This is a genomic window from Priestia aryabhattai B8W22, assembly GCF_000956595.1.
GTDB classification, from domain to species: Bacteria; Bacillota; Bacilli; order Bacillales; family Bacillaceae_H; genus Priestia; species Priestia aryabhattai.
Map to the genome: position 1 here is coordinate 20995 of NZ_JYOO01000045.1, position 15852 is coordinate 36846.

General features: G+C 39.6%; 8 protein-coding genes and 6 tRNA genes. 1 reads left to right on the forward strand and 13 read right to left on the reverse strand.

Features of this window, described 5'->3' with window-relative positions; genetic code table 11:
• Positions 1 to 29: 29 nt before the first annotated feature.
• From addA to N178_RS23520, 5 genes are all read right to left on the reverse strand, one after another.
• The gene (addA, locus tag N178_RS23500; protein WP_045295281.1) at positions 30 to 3767 is read right to left on the reverse strand and encodes a helicase-exonuclease AddAB subunit AddA; all 3738 of its coding nucleotides are present in this window, start codon (positions 3765 to 3767) and stop codon (positions 30 to 32) included.
• The gene (gene addB / locus N178_RS23505) at positions 3760 to 7260 is read right to left on the reverse strand and encodes a helicase-exonuclease AddAB subunit AddB (RefSeq protein WP_045295282.1); all 3501 of its coding nucleotides are present in this window, start codon (positions 7258 to 7260) and stop codon (positions 3760 to 3762) included. Before addB ends, addA begins: the two co-directional genes overlap by 8 nt.
• A gap of 270 nt (positions 7261 to 7530) precedes the next feature.
• A complete protein-coding gene (gene fabG / locus N178_RS23510; protein WP_045295283.1) occupies positions 7531 to 8271 on the reverse strand; it encodes a 3-oxoacyl-ACP reductase FabG in 741 nt (246 codons plus the stop codon).
• A gap of 580 nt (positions 8272 to 8851) precedes the next feature.
• Positions 8852 to 9469, reverse strand: a complete 618-nt coding sequence (locus tag N178_RS23515) for a TVP38/TMEM64 family protein (protein ID WP_013081701.1) — start codon at positions 9467 to 9469, stop codon at positions 8852 to 8854.
• Between the two features lie 162 nt (positions 9470 to 9631).
• On the reverse strand, positions 9632 to 11611 hold the full coding sequence (locus N178_RS23520; RefSeq protein ID WP_045295284.1) for a S9 family peptidase: 1980 nt from the start codon (positions 11609 to 11611) through the stop codon (positions 9632 to 9634).
• Between the two features lie 176 nt (positions 11612 to 11787).
• Between N178_RS23520 and N178_RS23525 the strand changes: the two genes are divergently transcribed.
• Positions 11788 to 12024: an IDEAL domain-containing protein gene (locus N178_RS23525; protein ID WP_028412421.1), complete on the forward strand. Its 237-nt coding sequence runs from the start codon at positions 11788 to 11790 to the stop codon at positions 12022 to 12024.
• Positions 12025 to 12219: 195 nt separating this feature from the next.
• Here N178_RS23525 and aceA read toward each other — a convergent pair whose 3' ends face one another.
• The 8 genes from aceA to N178_RS23565 all read right to left on the reverse strand — a co-directional run bounded on the left by aceA (position 12220) and on the right by N178_RS23565 (position 15848).
• Positions 12220 to 13503 carry an isocitrate lyase gene (gene aceA / locus N178_RS23530; protein ID WP_028412422.1) on the reverse strand — a complete coding sequence of 428 codons (1284 nt, stop codon included), beginning with the start codon at positions 13501 to 13503 and terminating at the stop codon, positions 12220 to 12222.
• A gap of 392 nt (positions 13504 to 13895) precedes the next feature.
• Positions 13896 to 15155, reverse strand: coding sequence for a M48 family metallopeptidase (locus N178_RS23535; RefSeq protein WP_045295285.1), 1260 nt, complete (start codon positions 15153 to 15155; stop codon positions 13896 to 13898).
• A gap of 209 nt (positions 15156 to 15364) precedes the next feature.
• Positions 15365 to 15436, reverse strand: a tRNA-Glu gene (locus N178_RS23540).
• 4 nt (positions 15437 to 15440) lie between these two features.
• A tRNA-Asn gene (locus N178_RS23545) sits at positions 15441 to 15515 on the reverse strand.
• Positions 15516 to 15518: 3 nt separating this feature from the next.
• Positions 15519 to 15595: transfer RNA gene (locus N178_RS23550), tRNA-Ile, on the reverse strand.
• 6 nt (positions 15596 to 15601) lie between these two features.
• Positions 15602 to 15675 (reverse strand) — tRNA-Gly (locus tag N178_RS23555).
• A gap of 11 nt (positions 15676 to 15686) precedes the next feature.
• Positions 15687 to 15762, reverse strand: a tRNA-His gene (locus tag N178_RS23560).
• A gap of 10 nt (positions 15763 to 15772) precedes the next feature.
• Positions 15773 to 15848, reverse strand: a tRNA-Phe gene (locus tag N178_RS23565).
• Between the last annotated feature and the right edge of the window lie 4 nt (positions 15849 to 15852).

A 15852-nucleotide genomic window follows, 5' to 3' on the forward strand; every position in this document is an offset into this window, starting at 1 on the left:
AAGAAGAAGACCAGCGCCTTCTTCTTTTTTTATATTTCAACAGCATGTCCACCATCTAAAAAGTACAGATAGCGATGCTGCACAGGTTGTTTTACAATCCGCTCAATGGCCTTTGCGTAAAGCTCTAACTGAATGCGGTATCTTTCAATTAGAAACGGTTTTGCTCGTTCAAAATCTCCTTGAAAACGATCCGAAATATTATCCGTTTTAAAATCAAGTAAAACGAGGCCCTCTTCCGTTTCATATAGACAATCAATAATACCTTGCACTAAAATCGTTTCGTCTTCCTGCTCCCAATGATCATAGATTTCTTTAGCAGAGGCACCTAAACTAAAAGGCATCTCTCTATAAACCGTGCGAGCCGTTCGAATATCTTGTGCAATGTCACTCTCTAAAAAAGCTGCTACATCATTTGCATCAACGGCATCCGCTTGATCTTGCGTCAATAATTCTTTGGTAACCATTGATTGAATAAAGTCTTGAACCATATCAAGGGTATAAGCTTTATTTAATGGAAGCTGCTGCATAACGGCATGTGTAGCTGTTCCTCTTTCCGCTCCTGTGAGAGATTTTTCTTGAAGAAACAGCGGACGGTTTTCAAGAGGTGCTTTAGATCTCCGAACGAGATCGTCGCTTCCACTTGCATCCGTCAGCTGCTGCTGCCTTTTTAGTTCAGAAACAGATTGCTTCGAACGATGAACGGAAGCTACACGATAATCATAAGACCAATTTAAGCGTCTATACACTTCGTCTTTATAATCGCTGTATTCTGAAACTGGCTCATGCTTTTGAAGAGCGTTCAAAAGCTCTTCATGGTGCTGCTGCTCTTCAAGGGGCTGTTCGGCTAAATCACCTGCTAATAACGTTGAAAGTTTCCAGCTTGAAGAGTGCTGATGAATCATCTCAGCCGGCTGGACCTCTCCTTCAACCATGTGACTAACATTTTGGTGACGAATTAAAGAAGGTCCAATCCAGTCTAAATAACATTTTGCATCTCTTCTCACGTGAGCCGGGAGCGTCCAATCTTCATGTGCCATAACCGAGCTCCATTGTCTGAGCTTTTCTTGTGCGTCTTTTACTGTTCCAACTAAAATAAGTTTTTCTTTCGCACGCGTCAAAGCTACGTATAATACCCGCATTTCCTCTGCCATGCTTTCTTTTTTCATTTTTTTCTTCATGGTCTGCTGAAGAAGAGTCGGGTACGTAATACGCAGTTTCGGATCAATATATTTAGATCCAAAACCTAGTTCTTTATCGAGTAAATAAGCTTTATTCAAGTCCATCAAGTTAAACTGACGAGCAAGACCAGCTACGAAAACAACAGGAAATTCAAGACCTTTACTGCTGTGGATCGTCATCAAACGCACCACATCTTCTTGTTCTCCCAGCGCTCGAGCAGCTCCTAAATCGTTCCCTCGATCCTGCATCCGTTCAATAAAGCGTAAAAAGCGAAACAGACCTCTAAATGAAGTCGCCTCATACTGGCGAGCGCGATCGTAAAGAGCACGTAAATTGGCTTGACGCTGTTTCCCGCCAGGAAGTCCGCCAACAAATTCAAAGAAACCCGTATCGCGGTAAATTTGCCATACTAGTTCTGACAAAGAGCTTTGTCTAGCTTGTGTTCTCCATGCTTTTAACTGCTCATAGAAATATTTTACTTTATCGCGAAGTTCTTCATCATCCGAAACCGCTAAGTACGTTTTTAACGCATTGTAATACGTTCCTTTCTTTTGCTCCGCTCTCAGTGTAGCTAACTCTTCATCTGAAAGCCCTACTACCGGCGAGCGAAGAACAGAAGCTAACGGAATGTCTTGATGCGGGTTATCTACTACTTTTAATAAAGACATCATAATCATCACTTCAGTAGCATCAAAATAACCTGTTGATAAATCGGCATAAATCGGAACGCCTTCTTGTTTAAATTCATCCATAATCTGCGCAGCCCAAGGCATGGAACGAAGCAAAATAACAAAGTCACGATACGTCACGTTTCTCATGATATCGAGCTTGCGATCATATATTTGAAAACGGTTTTGAACGAGTTCTTTGATTTTGCGCGCCATTGCTCTTGCCTCTAACTGAGCGGTTTCAAGCTCCGCTTCTGAAAAAGCGACGAGAGAAGAATCCGCTTCTTCTTCCGCTCCTTCTTCTGCATTTTCTTTTGCAATCAGCAGAAGCTCCGTTTCCATTCCTTCCACTTTTGGATACGATGCTCCTAATTTTAAAGAAGCATCATCGTCATATGCAATTTCTCCGACTTCTTCATCCATCAGCTGATTAAAAATAAAGTTTGTAGCATCCAGCACTTGGGAACGACTGCGGAAGTTTTTATTCAAATCGATGCGTTTTCCGAACTGGCGACCATCTTGCGTAAAGCGCTTGTACTTTGCTAAAAACAAAAATGGCTCCGCTAAACGAAAGCGGTAAATGGATTGTTTTACATCTCCAACCATAAATAAATTTCCTTGTTCTTCACTATCTCTCGTCACTAATTTAATCAGTGTTTCTTGAACCATATTTGTATCTTGATATTCGTCAACAAGCACCTCTTCAAACTGAGTGCGATATTTTTGGGCAATGGACGACGGCTTAAGCACTCCATCTTCTTTTACACTCAAGATTTGCAGGCAATAATGTTCTAAATCAGAAAAATCCACTAACCCTTTCTCTTTTTTAATGTGTTCATATCCTTCACCGAAGCGCTGAACCAAAAAGATTAGCGTTTCAATAACGGGCTTCATTTTTTCAAAATCAGCCATGTAGCCGTGCAAAGGCCTAGAAAACAAATCAGCATGAAGTTTTTCAAGACTTGTCTTAGCTTTTTTGCGAAGCTCTCCGAAATCATCTAAAAGCTGCGAGTCGTATGCTTCTCCTTTACATGGCTTTAAACGAGTAAAATTCAAATTCTGCATTTCCTCATGCAAATCAGCAAAAGAATGTTTAGAAGCGCTGAGCAACCGATGAATTTGAGCCAGGTCTTCCTCTGCATTAACGGCGCGAGGAGCAGGCCCTCCTGGCAGCTTTGTTAGCTCTAAGCCCTGTTTTAAAATCGACTCAATACCCACGAGCTGCGTTGTTACTTCTTGTAAAAGAAAAGACAGAAACGGAAGTGAATCAATAGAAGAATCCTCTGTCACATCATATTGACTCACGATCATTTCAAGCCAGCCGTTTGGGTCAGGGTTAGATCTTGCAAAGTCATATAGCTTTCTTACCATAAACTGAATATCTAAGTCATTTCTGTCACTTGTATAACGATCAATTAAATCAAAGAATCGCTCGTTCTGTTCAATACTGTACTGCTCTTCAAACAATTCTTCTAATACTTCTTCCCGCAGAAGATCCGCTTCCGTATCATCTGCAATCCGAAAACCAGGGTCTACATCGATTAAATAATAATACGTTCGAATAACTTCTAAACAAAAAGAATGGAGCGTAGAAATCGACGCACGGTTTAATAAATTAAGCTGTCTGCGCAAGTGTAAAGAAGATGGATTCTTTTTTAACTCTTTTTCCAATGCTTCTCCAATTCGATTTCTCATTTCGGCTGCAGAAGCATTTGTAAACGTAGCAACTAGTAATCTATCAACATCGATTGGTTCCTCGCCCATCGTAATCTTTTTAATAATACGTTCGACTAAAACCGCTGTTTTTCCTGAGCCAGCCGCCGCGGCTACTAATATATCTTGACCGGATGAAACAATGGCGTTCCACTGGTCATCCGTCCACTGGGAGTCGGCCGGTTTTACGTGTATATCTTCACTCATCTCGTTTGGCCTCCTCTCGAATTTTATCTAAAATAACACTTTGACTCTCTGTACTAAGCTGACGATATTCGTTGTTTTCCATTGATTCATCGAACTGACAGATTGAGCGGTATTCACAAAACGCACATGGTGTTTTATCTTTTAGTTTATAAGGCGAAATATCAATTTTCCCATTTGTAATCTCTGTACCTGCCTCCACAAATTTACCTCGCACATACTGACGGAGATGTGTAAAATCTTCTTCGCTCGCAACCGAAGAATTAGAATAAAAGCCCCCTGTCTTTTTAATGCCAGCTGATATAACCTGTGAGTGTCCTGATTCTAACGTTTCGTCCATTAACCTTACTGCTTCCTCGTCTCCTAAAAGCAGTCCTTTCATTTTAAACTTCTTAAAGATTTCAGCTTCAATTTGATCAGGCTGTAATGCTTTAGTACTGTTGATCATTGGATTATGAACGTGGAAATAAAGAACGCCAGCAGGCAATGCTCCTCTATTATCATGAAGAAGCTGTTCAGCATACGTCACGACTATGTCTAGGTAAGCTAAAATTTGAAGAGATAAACCGTAGTACACTTCCACTAGGTTTAATGCTTTATCGCTTGATTTATAGTCGACAATACGCAGTAAAAGCCCTCTGGAGCTTTCCGCTTTATCTACCCTGTCAATTCGGCCAACGAGTTCCATCGTATGCCCATTTGGCAGTGTGAACTGCATAGAAGGCAGCTCGGCGCTAGGCCCAAATCCAAGTTCCAATCCAACAGGAACAAAGCCGCTCACCTTAGCGTGCTCACTTAACACAAGCGACGCCCGTTCAATAATTTGCTGCAGCTTATGCGTTAAATAGTGGTGGCGATTGGAGCTCAATAAAATCTCATTTTGTAAGCGCGGAGCAAGTTCATGCACCGCAGCCGTTGAAAGCTGCTGACAGTCTTTTCTCGTTAAGTTCTTCCATTCTTTTTGACCGCCGCGAAGCTCGTCTGAAATCATCTTCAGCGCCGCGTGAAATAATTCGCCTATGTCAGGAGCTGCTAATTTGAAAACTTTTCGCTCTTTAAGCTTAAGCCCGTGAGAAGCAAAATGAGCGTACGGACAGGCTTCAAATTTCTCCATTCTCGATACGCTTGCTTGAATATGTTTTCCATACAGACGCTGACTCGTTTTCTTTGTTAACCGTTTGGCTTCATTTTTATAAAATAAGCTGCTTAGTACTTTCTCGCTGTATGAGTTCCAATCTGAATTTTCTACATAAAAATTATATACATCCCACCAAGCGGAACTCATCGGATAATGGCGTTTCCATCCTTGCAGCTGACTGGCTAAATGCGCGATGCTCGTTAAGGGATTTGTTATATAATCCACTTGCTTTTCTTCTTCTAAATCCGTAGGTTCCGTCATTAACAGCTTTTCCTGCAGGAGCGGAAACAGCTCTTTTACTCGATTAATAACGAGTGAAGGCAGCAGAGTCTTCCCTTCCTCATTGGCAAGAGGATACGAAACATAAAGTTTTTCAGAAGAGCTGGAAAGTGCTAAATAAATGAGAAATTGTTCGTCGAACAGCTTTTGTCTTCCAGTTGGCGCAAGCAATAAACCTGATTCAAGCAGCTGCTCTCTCTCCTTCTCAGATAACAGGCCATCGCTTTTTGGTTTAGCTGGAATCACACCGTCATTTACACCTAACACAAAGCTTGCTTTGATATCGGATAAACGCGAACGCTCAAAACTTGCCACAACCACTTGATCGAGTGCAGGCGGAACAAGTGCAAACTGCATGCTGTCAAGCCCTGTCTCAAATAGATCTGCGAACAAAGAAATCGATACTTTCTCTTCTCCCATCATTTCAACAAACTGATCAAATAAGTGAAGAATTGCTTTCCATACCTGCTCGTGCTCTCTTGCTTCTTGAAGCTTTCCTTCTTCTTCACATCGGTTGCGCAGCGCTTCTATCTTTTGTGGAATATCTAAATTCGTTAAAAAGCGATAGAGCGCTTCTGCTTTTTCTTTTCCTATTTTCGCTTGTTTTAATTTTTGCTGAAGCGAGTAAATAGGAGGAACAATCATATTTTTTAATTCATTTATTTTTTGCTCAAAAGCAAGCTCTTCGTCCGTTTTTCCAAGGTTCATGTCTTCAAGCGAACGATATTTTCTGTAGGTAAATGGCTCCTTACTTGTCCACTTAGATCCTTGAATACCGTAAGCAAGCACGTAATTTTCTAATTCATCCATCTCTTCGCGCAGCTGGTGCACATCAGATGACACAGGAAATAAAAGGTCTGTTTTCACTGCTCGAAAGATGGTTTCATATCGCCATGACCCGCTTACCACCTCTAAGACTGAGCGAATAAATTCAACGAGCGGATGGTGAAACATCGCTCGCTTTTGGTCAATAAAGTACGGAATTTCATAATCTCGAAAAATGGTTTGAAGCAAGTCATGATAGTCTTCTGCATTTCTAACAATCAAGGCAATATCACGATAGCGATAGCCGTGATCACGCACAAGCGACAGCACTTCTCTTGCAATCCCTTCTACTTCTGCTCTTCGGCTAACAGCCGGCAGCAGCTGGATGTGCTCGGGCTCTGACTGAAATTCCGGCGTTGGCCGTTCATCATAATATCGTTCTAAATAGGCAAGCTCTGGACTGTTTTGATGCCTTTTTTGTTCTTTAAATACGTTTGGCTCTTGAATCTCTATCCCGTTTTCAGCCGCCAGACTCATTATTTCTTGGTACGTTTCGCTCGTTAATCGAAACAAGTGCAAGTCATTCGGAATAAAATCTTGATATGAATAATCAGAAGTAACCGCTATTTTCACTTCTCTACAAACTTTCATCAGCTCTACTAATACCGTTAATTCTTGAGGAGTATAGTGATGAAATCCATCTACATAAATCGTTGCTTGAGCAAGGTACGCAGAAGAGGCTACTTTTTCACTCAGCAGCTTCAAATAATCTTCTCCATCTACATATTTTGTCATCAGCTGTTTTTCTAATTCTCCGTAAATGAGATGTAAATCATGTAATTTATCAGCAAGGACTTTCTCATCTTCTGCTTGAAGCTTTTGCTTCATCTCTTCGAGAGACGGGGCATCTACCGTATACTGTTTAAATTCTTTAACCATTTTTTCTAGTTCTTCAATAAACCCTGCTTGTTCTGAAGAATTCGCAAACAGTCGAAGCTCTTTTTTTTGATGCTCGATAATTTTTTTAAGCATCATATGAATACCTGTTTGATCCACATGATAGCGGCTAATACCTCCGACTTCTTGCAGGATACGCCATGCAAGGCGTGTAAAACTATAAACTTGAGCACGCATCATGCCTTCTAACCTAGGCGTTTGAACAAGTGCATACTCCGACTGAAATGTCATCTGTTCAGGTACAATATAAATAAGTGGATGCCCCAGCGGAGCATTTAACAGCTCTTGGCGCATGCTATTTAAAAGATATTCCGTTTTCCCGCTTCCTGAACGTCCTAATAAAAACTGTAGCCCCACATTTTCACCCCTTCATTTTTTTCTCTATATTTTCATTTGTTTAAGTACAAAATGGATAAACGCCACGTAAACACGTGACGCAGTCGTCAAAATTTTATAGTGATAATCAGCTAAATCTCTCTATCTCTCTATCTCTCTCCTTATTATTTTACTGAACTTGCAGACAAAATTCCACTTTGCCGATATGTGAAATGCTGGATGCAACAAAAAAACTTTTCAGTAGTCAAAAGACCACTGAAAAGTTTTAGAAAAGCGAGTTATTTTCTACTTTTACATCATGATTCCACCATCTACATGAAGAGTTGTACCGTTAATATAGTTGGACTCATCAGATGCTAAATACAGATAAGCATAACCAATGTCAGAAGGCTGACCTAATCTTTGTAAAGGAATAGTGGATTTCATTTGATCAATGATTTTGTCTGGCATCGCCTTCACCATATCCGTCTCAATAAACCCAGGAGCTACAGCGTTTACATTAATTCCTTTTCGTCCCAGTTCTTTAGCCCATGTTTTTGTCATTCCCACTACGCCCGCCTTTGTCGCCGCATAGTTTGTTTGACCAACATTTCCATATACGCCCGATACCGAAGATGTGCTAATAATTTTCCCTTTACCTTGAGCAATCATATGCGGTACCACTGCTTGCGTACAGTGAAAAACGCCTGTAAGGTTTACGTTAATTACCGCTTGAAAATTTTCAACTGATAATTTGGTTAGCATTCCATCTCTGGTAATACCAGCATTGTTAATTAAAATATCTATTTTAGAGTAGCGTTTCACTACTTCTTCTACCATTGCATCTACACTGTCTCGATCCGCTACGTTCACTTGAAAGAATGCTACATCTCCGCCTTCTTCTTTTAGCTGAGCTGCTCGTTCTTCTCCTGCTTTTGCATCGTAGTCAACCATAGCGACTTTTGCACCCTCTTGTGCGAAAATTCGAGAAGCTTCGAACCCTAATCCATTTGCTGCACCCGTAATAATTGCCACTTTATCTTTTAATCTCATGTCACCCGCGCTATAAGACGCTTACTAACAACGATTAATCAGCAAGTCGCTTGAATCTTAGTAGCGCATTCCCCTCCTCAAAACGACGCCAAGCACGTCTTAATGATCATTCGGTGCTTTTCTAGTAATGATCCCTCTACTTACATCTTAGTAGTCAAGCTCAAAAATCATTCATATAATTTTTAAGAAAACGTTTTGAAATACATGAGGTGATAATACATGTTGAGAAAAAACATGTATATCTTTAGAAAACAAAGGGTTCATTACTTAGGTGCAACTAGGAATAGACGTCTAATTTATTCCCAGTTTTTTCTTTTATTTTAGCATATTTTTCATAATTGATAAACAAAAAACTTGTTCATTACTGGACAGATACTCTATATGTGCATTGTTCTACCAACCGAATAAACAGACAAATAACTTCTTCGGGAAAAATTTTAAGATCCTTTCAAAAATGCTGTTGTATCCCTATAAGAAAAGGCTTTTCTATAGTTTACAATACCCCTTTCGGCTGCATGTATAACAAAAGACTACCTATTAAAAAGCAGTCTTTCATCACTATTTGTTATATATAAACAAACTATTTGTCATACTGTTTCACTTTAGATTTTTCGTTTAATCTCCGTTCAATTTGCTTTCCAACAAGCCATAGAACAAAAATGATCACTAAAACAAGTACTGCTTTTAGAGGCTGTTTCACAAATGAAACAAAATCGGCCCCAATAAAGCTCATCATAAATATCATCACCATTTTACCAGCTAATACAGCAAGCATAAACTGAGCCATACTAACACGTGAAAGTCCCGCTACTACATTAATGGCCGAAGACGGGGTAAAAGGGAAACAAAGCATAATAAACAGCGGTCCGAAACCGTGTCTTTCTACCCAAATCATAATTTTTCGAATTTGCGCATGCCGGCTGATAAAATGCAAAAACCTCGCCTGTCCGTATTTTCTAAAAATCAAAAAGACAAGCAGTGATCCAACACAGCTGCCAACCCATGAAATCAAAAAGCCTAACCATAAGCCAAAAGCGGCAGCATTGGCCATTACAAACGCAAAAAGCGGCAAGATGGGGATAAACGCTTCTAAAATAGGCAACAGCAGTCCGGGAATGATCCCAAATGATTGATATTGTTTTAATAACTCGAGGACGCCGTCTAATGTCAAATAATGCTTTAATGTTTCAAAATCCATCGAATGTTCTCCTTATTTAAACAACTGTGCTACTTTTCACTTATTGTACTACTTTCCTTTACCAAACAAAAGTTTTACAGCGTTTTATCTTTCCTGTCCTTTTACGTTTGCCATACAGCCTTTATTTACGCACACATATTTAATTGAACAGCCATGCACTTTTTACTGAGACTGTTTTAAATAACGTTTAAACCAGCTTGTTAAATATTTTAGTCTTGCCGTTCGTAAATTAGGCTTACCGCTTCTAGAAAGTTCATGGTTAGACTGAGGAAAACGAATAAATTCTACTTCTTTATCTTTTCTTTTCAATGCCACGTAAAGCTGTTCAGCTTGTTCAATTGGACATCTATAATCCTGTTCGCTATGCAGGATTAACAGCGGTGTTTTAACGTTCTCCGCTAAACGAAGCGGCGAGTGGTTCCAAAGTTTTTCCGGATTTTCATAAATATCAGCTTTTAATTCCCATTCGGTAAAATAATAGCCAATATCACTAACGCCGTAAAAACTCGTCCAATTTGAAATAGACCGTTGCGTCACCGCTGCTTTAAACCGATTTGTACTTCCTACAATCCAGTTTGTCATAAAGCCTCCGTAGCTTCCCCCTGTTACGCCAAGCTTATCTTCATTAATATAAGAGTAGCGCTTAACCGCTTCGTCGGTCACTGCCATCAAGTCCGTATAATCCATGCCTCCGTAATCCCCTCGAACCGCATCTGTAAATGCTTGTCCATATCCTCTGCCGCCTCTTGGATTAGAAAAGAGGATATTGAATCCTTTTGATGCAAGTACTTGGAATTCAAGCATAAATGTATGACCATACATAAGATGCGGACCTCCGTGGATTTCTAAAATGGTTGGAGATATATCATTGGTAGCAGCAGCTTTTACTACCCAACTGTGGATATGTATACCGTCCGTAGAAGTCGCGTAAAAAGATTCTGCTTCCGTTAACTGCACATGCTGTAAAAATGAGTCATTAACGTTTGTCAGCTTCACTAATTCCTCTGTTTTTAAATTTAGAGAATAAAGATCTCCAGGATGTGTAAATGTACTGATTGCTACGATAGCTTCCTCACCATTGGGAAGAACGGATACCCCATATACGTGAGCACTATCCATAAGCATAGGGTCTAACTTTCCATTCACATTTCCTTTATATATGCCCACAGAACCCTTTTCACTTACTACAAAATAAAACTCTTCATTACTGCTCCACATAATTCCCGCTGAGGTTCTTCCAAAGTGAAAATCTCCTGCTACCATATCTCCTACTTCTAAGTCTATGCCAGCAGTGATACAAGCTGTTTTTTGGTTAGAGACCTGATAAATGTATATGTCATTCATTGAAGCTGATCCGTATGTACGTTCATTTCCGATGTAAGCTATGTATGACCCATCCGGTGACCACGAAACTTGATGAAAATATCCTGTTTCTGCTGTAATAGATGTTAATTTTTTAGTCTCACGATGCAAAATAAACACGTCCATGGTTAACGATAAATCCGGATTCTCTCCTCGGCTGCTGCAAAATACGATTGAGTTTGCATCAGGGGCCCAGCATCCTACAGAGTGATGATAAGGTCCATCCGTTAAAAACGTCACTTCTTTATTTTTAAGTTTAACGACAGCAACTTGCGTATATTCACCTTTTAAATAGCCGCTAGCATCGGATTTGTACAGTAAACGTTCCACTTCGTACGGCTGAGGATGTTCATGATTTTGTTCAACTCTTACGGCTTTTTCTTCTACTTTTGTAGAAAACATAATTTCGTCACTATAAGGAGACCATACCGGATTACTAACGCCTTTTTCAAGATCTGTGAGTGCTTTTGCTTCCCCGCCTGTCGCTGCTAATAAGTAGAGCTGAACGGCTGGACTGCGATCGGATAAAAAAGCAATCCACTTGCCGTCAGGGGACCAGGCGGGAGAATGATTATTTCCTTTATAGTACGTTAATTGCTTTGTTTTTTTCGTTTCAAGATCTAACATAAACAGCTGCGTTTCGTAACTGTTTTCTATTTTCTTCGTTTCTCGAACCGTATAAACTACACTTTTTCCATCTGGAGAAATCTGAGGATTATACACAGACTTCAATTCATACAAATCCTCTACGGTTACCTTACGCTTTTTTAAATGATTCAATTTCTTCGCCCCCAAGGATTCATTTTTAAACCAAATAGCCAATCGATAAAAACGAAAGTAGCGTTTCCCTCTTACTTTATCATTTCTAAAAATAAAAATCTAAAAATTTAGAAAATTAGTTGTTTTTTCTTCTTTTAATCTATATAATAATAAAAAGGGTGCAGAGGTGATGAGGTATGAACAATGAAAAATCGTACACGGAAATGATGAAGTCCCTCGCTCGCAAGAAAAAAGTAATTGATACTGTGAGTATGTTGGATGTTTATATCGAAATGGTAATTGATGAATCGCTTTTTAAGCGTCAAAAAGAACTGTTAGAAACAAACATTAACACGGCATTAGATCAACGTGATGAAACTGCTTTTTATGAGCTATCAGCACAGTACCAATCCCTGCTTCAAACATCTACTTAATATTTTAAGAACTTAATTCATGTTAATGATTTATATGTACGTTTAACAGGCAGATACTTTCTTCCCAGGAAGAACAGCTGTCTGTTAAATCGTGTTTACTACATAAAAAAAGATTCTTACATCTGTAAGAATCTTTTTTGTTAGAATTTTTCCTATGAGTGGAAGTACCCAACCGTTCCACTCATAGGTTTTTTGTTATTTATGTGCTTGAAACTGCTCTTCTTCCGTTGAACCTTTTAAAGCTGTTGTAGAGGAGGTCCCACCAGAAACTACTTGCGCCACTTCATCGAAATAACCCGTGCCTACTTCACGCTGATGTCTCGTAGCTGTATATCCATTTATTTCACTAGCAAACTCTCTTTCTTGTAACTCTGAATAAGCTGCCATTCCTCTTGTTTTATATCCTCGTGCCAGCTCAAACATGCTGTGATTTAAAGCATGGAAGCCAGCAAGCGTAACGAATTGGAATTTGTAGCCCATTTTTGCGATTTCTCTTTGGAACTTTTCAATCGTTTTCTTATCTAATTTTTTCTTCCAGTTGAAAGATGGTGAACAGTTATAAGCAAGCATTTTACCTGGGAATTTTTCATGAATAGCATCTGCAAATTTTTGTGCTTGTTCCAAGTTTGGTTCAGACGTCTCACACCATACTAGATCAGCATATGGCGCATATGCTAAGCCGCGAGCAATAGCTTGATCGATTCCGGCTCTCGTGCGATAAAAGCCTTCAGCGGTGCGTTCACCCGTAATAAACTGGCGATCTACAGGATCAACATCACTTGTAATTAAATCAGCGGCATCAGCATCGGTACGAGCAATCAGAAGTGTTGGAACACCCATTACATCAGCAGCTAAACGAGCAGCAATCAAATTTTTCACAGCGGTCTGAGTTGGAAGCAATACCTTGCCGCCGAGATGACCACACTTTTTCTCAGAGGATAATTGATCTTCAAAGTGTACGGCAGATGCTCCCGACTCAATCATTCCTTTCATGAGTTCAAATACGTTTAACTGCCCTCCAAACCCTGCTTCTGCATCTGCTACAATTGGAGCAAAGTAATCGATATCTCCTTCTCCTTCTAAATGCTGAATTTGATCGGCACGCTGCAGCGCTTGATTGATTCGTTTCACAACGTGCGGCACGCTGTTTGCTGGATATAGACTTTGATCAGGATACATATTTCCTGAAAGGTTTGCATCTGCAGCTACTTGCCATCCGCTGAGATAAATTGCTTTTAACCCTGCTTTTACCTGTTGTACCGCTTGATTGCCTGTTAAAGCTCCTAATGCATGAACGTATGGCTCTGTTTTTAATAAGTTCCAGAACTTTTCAGCCCCTCGTCTAGCAAGCGTATGTTCAATATCAATGGATCCTCTCAGTCCAATGACTTTTTCTGCAGAATATGGACGTTCAATTCCTTTCCAACGCTCATCGCTTTTCCAGTTCTCTTCAAGGTTTTTTACACGAATCTCTTTCATTCTTTATACCCCCTAATGAATTTAAAATTCTATATTGATAAAAATAGAAAACGCAGCAGTGAGAATATGTCTGTTTCATGATGAAGTAAATTAGCAGTTTGCCATAGTGTTAGTAAGAACGTAGATGAAATAAGTAAATAGTTGAAGGCCATGTAGTAAGACTTTGCTGAGGTGAATATACGCTGATAAGTTCGACTGCTATCTTTTCAATCACAAATAACTATTCCTCCCTATTGTTATAAAACAGTTTTTATTTTACATACGTTATTATATAACAGTACTTTCGAAAATGAAACCTCCTTTTAGAATTTTTTTCCTACTCGCAAGGAGGCTTTTCTATTAATACCTACGTATAAAAGGCTTCATATATCCTTTACTTTTTCTTATATCACTTATTCATTTCTTTCATACTTCTCAACAAATGAAATTCTTTCCAGTATTGTTGGATGACCATATCGGAAAATTTTCACTAAATACGGCGGATTTACCTGGGACAGTCCTGATTTTGTTAAATCCTGAAATGTTTTAATAGCAGCTTGTTTATCTCCTGTTAAGTCCATGGCGTACGTGTCAGATTGAAGTTCATGATGACGCGACTGCATATTTGTTAACGGACTTACAGCAAATGTGAGCACAGAAAAAATAAGTAGAATAAGCGGTAATGAATTTAAATCACTAAGAGAAGTGATTTTTAATGCTTTCCCCCATCTCTTAATCACAAAGCTTGCTAAATGTTTCGTTAGCCATAAACCTACAATCGATAAAACTAAAGCTGAAGCAATCCCCACATAAATATGTTTCTTCACATAGTGACCCATTTCGTGCGCCATGATAAACAAGATTTCACGTTCCGTCAATTTATTAAGAGTAGTATCCCATAACACAATTCTTGAATTAGAACCTATTCCCGTTACATATGCATTGAGAGAGTTCGTTTTTTCAGACATGTTTACTTCATATACATGCTTAGCAGGTATATGAGCTTCATCTGCTAAATTCAAAATTTTCGTCTCCAGCTCTTTATTCTTTAACGGATAAAAATCGTTATATAACGGATCGATAACCACTGGTTGAATAAACGTCAAAAATAGCGTAAATGGAATAGATACTAGCCACGCATACAGCCACCATCTTTTTGAAAACTTACGAATGAATGCATATAACACAGCAATCACTAAAAACATCGTGGCATAGTTCACCCAAAAATCTGTAAAAAGATCTTTCATCCATCCTTGAAAAGGTTGCGTTGTAATATGATATGCGGTTGAAAGCTTATAGCTAATCCAGTCCATAGGAAAAGAATAGATCAGCAGCAGAACAGATAACCAAAATACATAAATAGCAGTTTGGAGAAGACTGAAACGGCTGATGTCTTTAGACCACTTATTAACTTTCTTAGACACACCTAACACTAAAATTAAAATAAACCCTAGCCACTCATATGGAATTCGGATAAAAAAGAGCGCATCTCTAATCTTTGAATATTTTTCGGTTAATATAAGTTCTCTTGCATTCATAAACGTAGCCGGATCTACGCTGGTGCCTTTTAATGATTGTGGAATAGAGGTGTCACTTATATAAAATAAATACACCCATATACAAGCTGCATACACAAGAAAAACTCCGATGGACCACAAAACAATTTTTTTCACGCATTCCCCTCCTTTTGTACAAACAGTATTCCGTTATTACTATTGTAGGTTTTTTTTCGAAATTTAGAACAAGCGTTTATAGATGTGCTATAGGAAATGCAAATTGTGAAGAGAAAATCATAGAAAAACGAAAAACAGAGTTTATTCTTTTGTCTAAACTCTGTTTACAAACAAAAAAAGCAGTTTGCATATGCAAACTGCTTTTGAGATGACCCGTACGGGATTCGAACCCGTGTTACCGCCGTGAAAGGGCGGTGTCTTAACCGCTTGACCAACGGGCCAGTATGGCTCCACAGGTAGGACTCGAACCTACGACCGATCGGTTAACAGCCGATAGCTCTACCACTGAGCTACTGTGGAATATGGTGGGCCTAAGTGGACTCGAACCACCGACCTCACGCTTATCAGGCGTGCGCTCTAACCAGCTGAGCTATAGGCCCATTATTTGGAGCGGGTGATGAGAATCGAACTCACGACATCAGCTTGGAAGGCTGAGGTTTTACCACTAAACTACACCCGCGTTACTTAAGATGGGGCGACTGATGGGAATCGAACCCACGAATGCCGGAACCACAATCCGGTGCGTTAACCACTTCGCCACAATCGCCGTCTTAAAATGGTGGCTCGGGACGGAATCGAACCGCCGACACAAGGATTTTCAGTCCTTTGCTCTACCAACTGAGCTACCGAGCCAAAC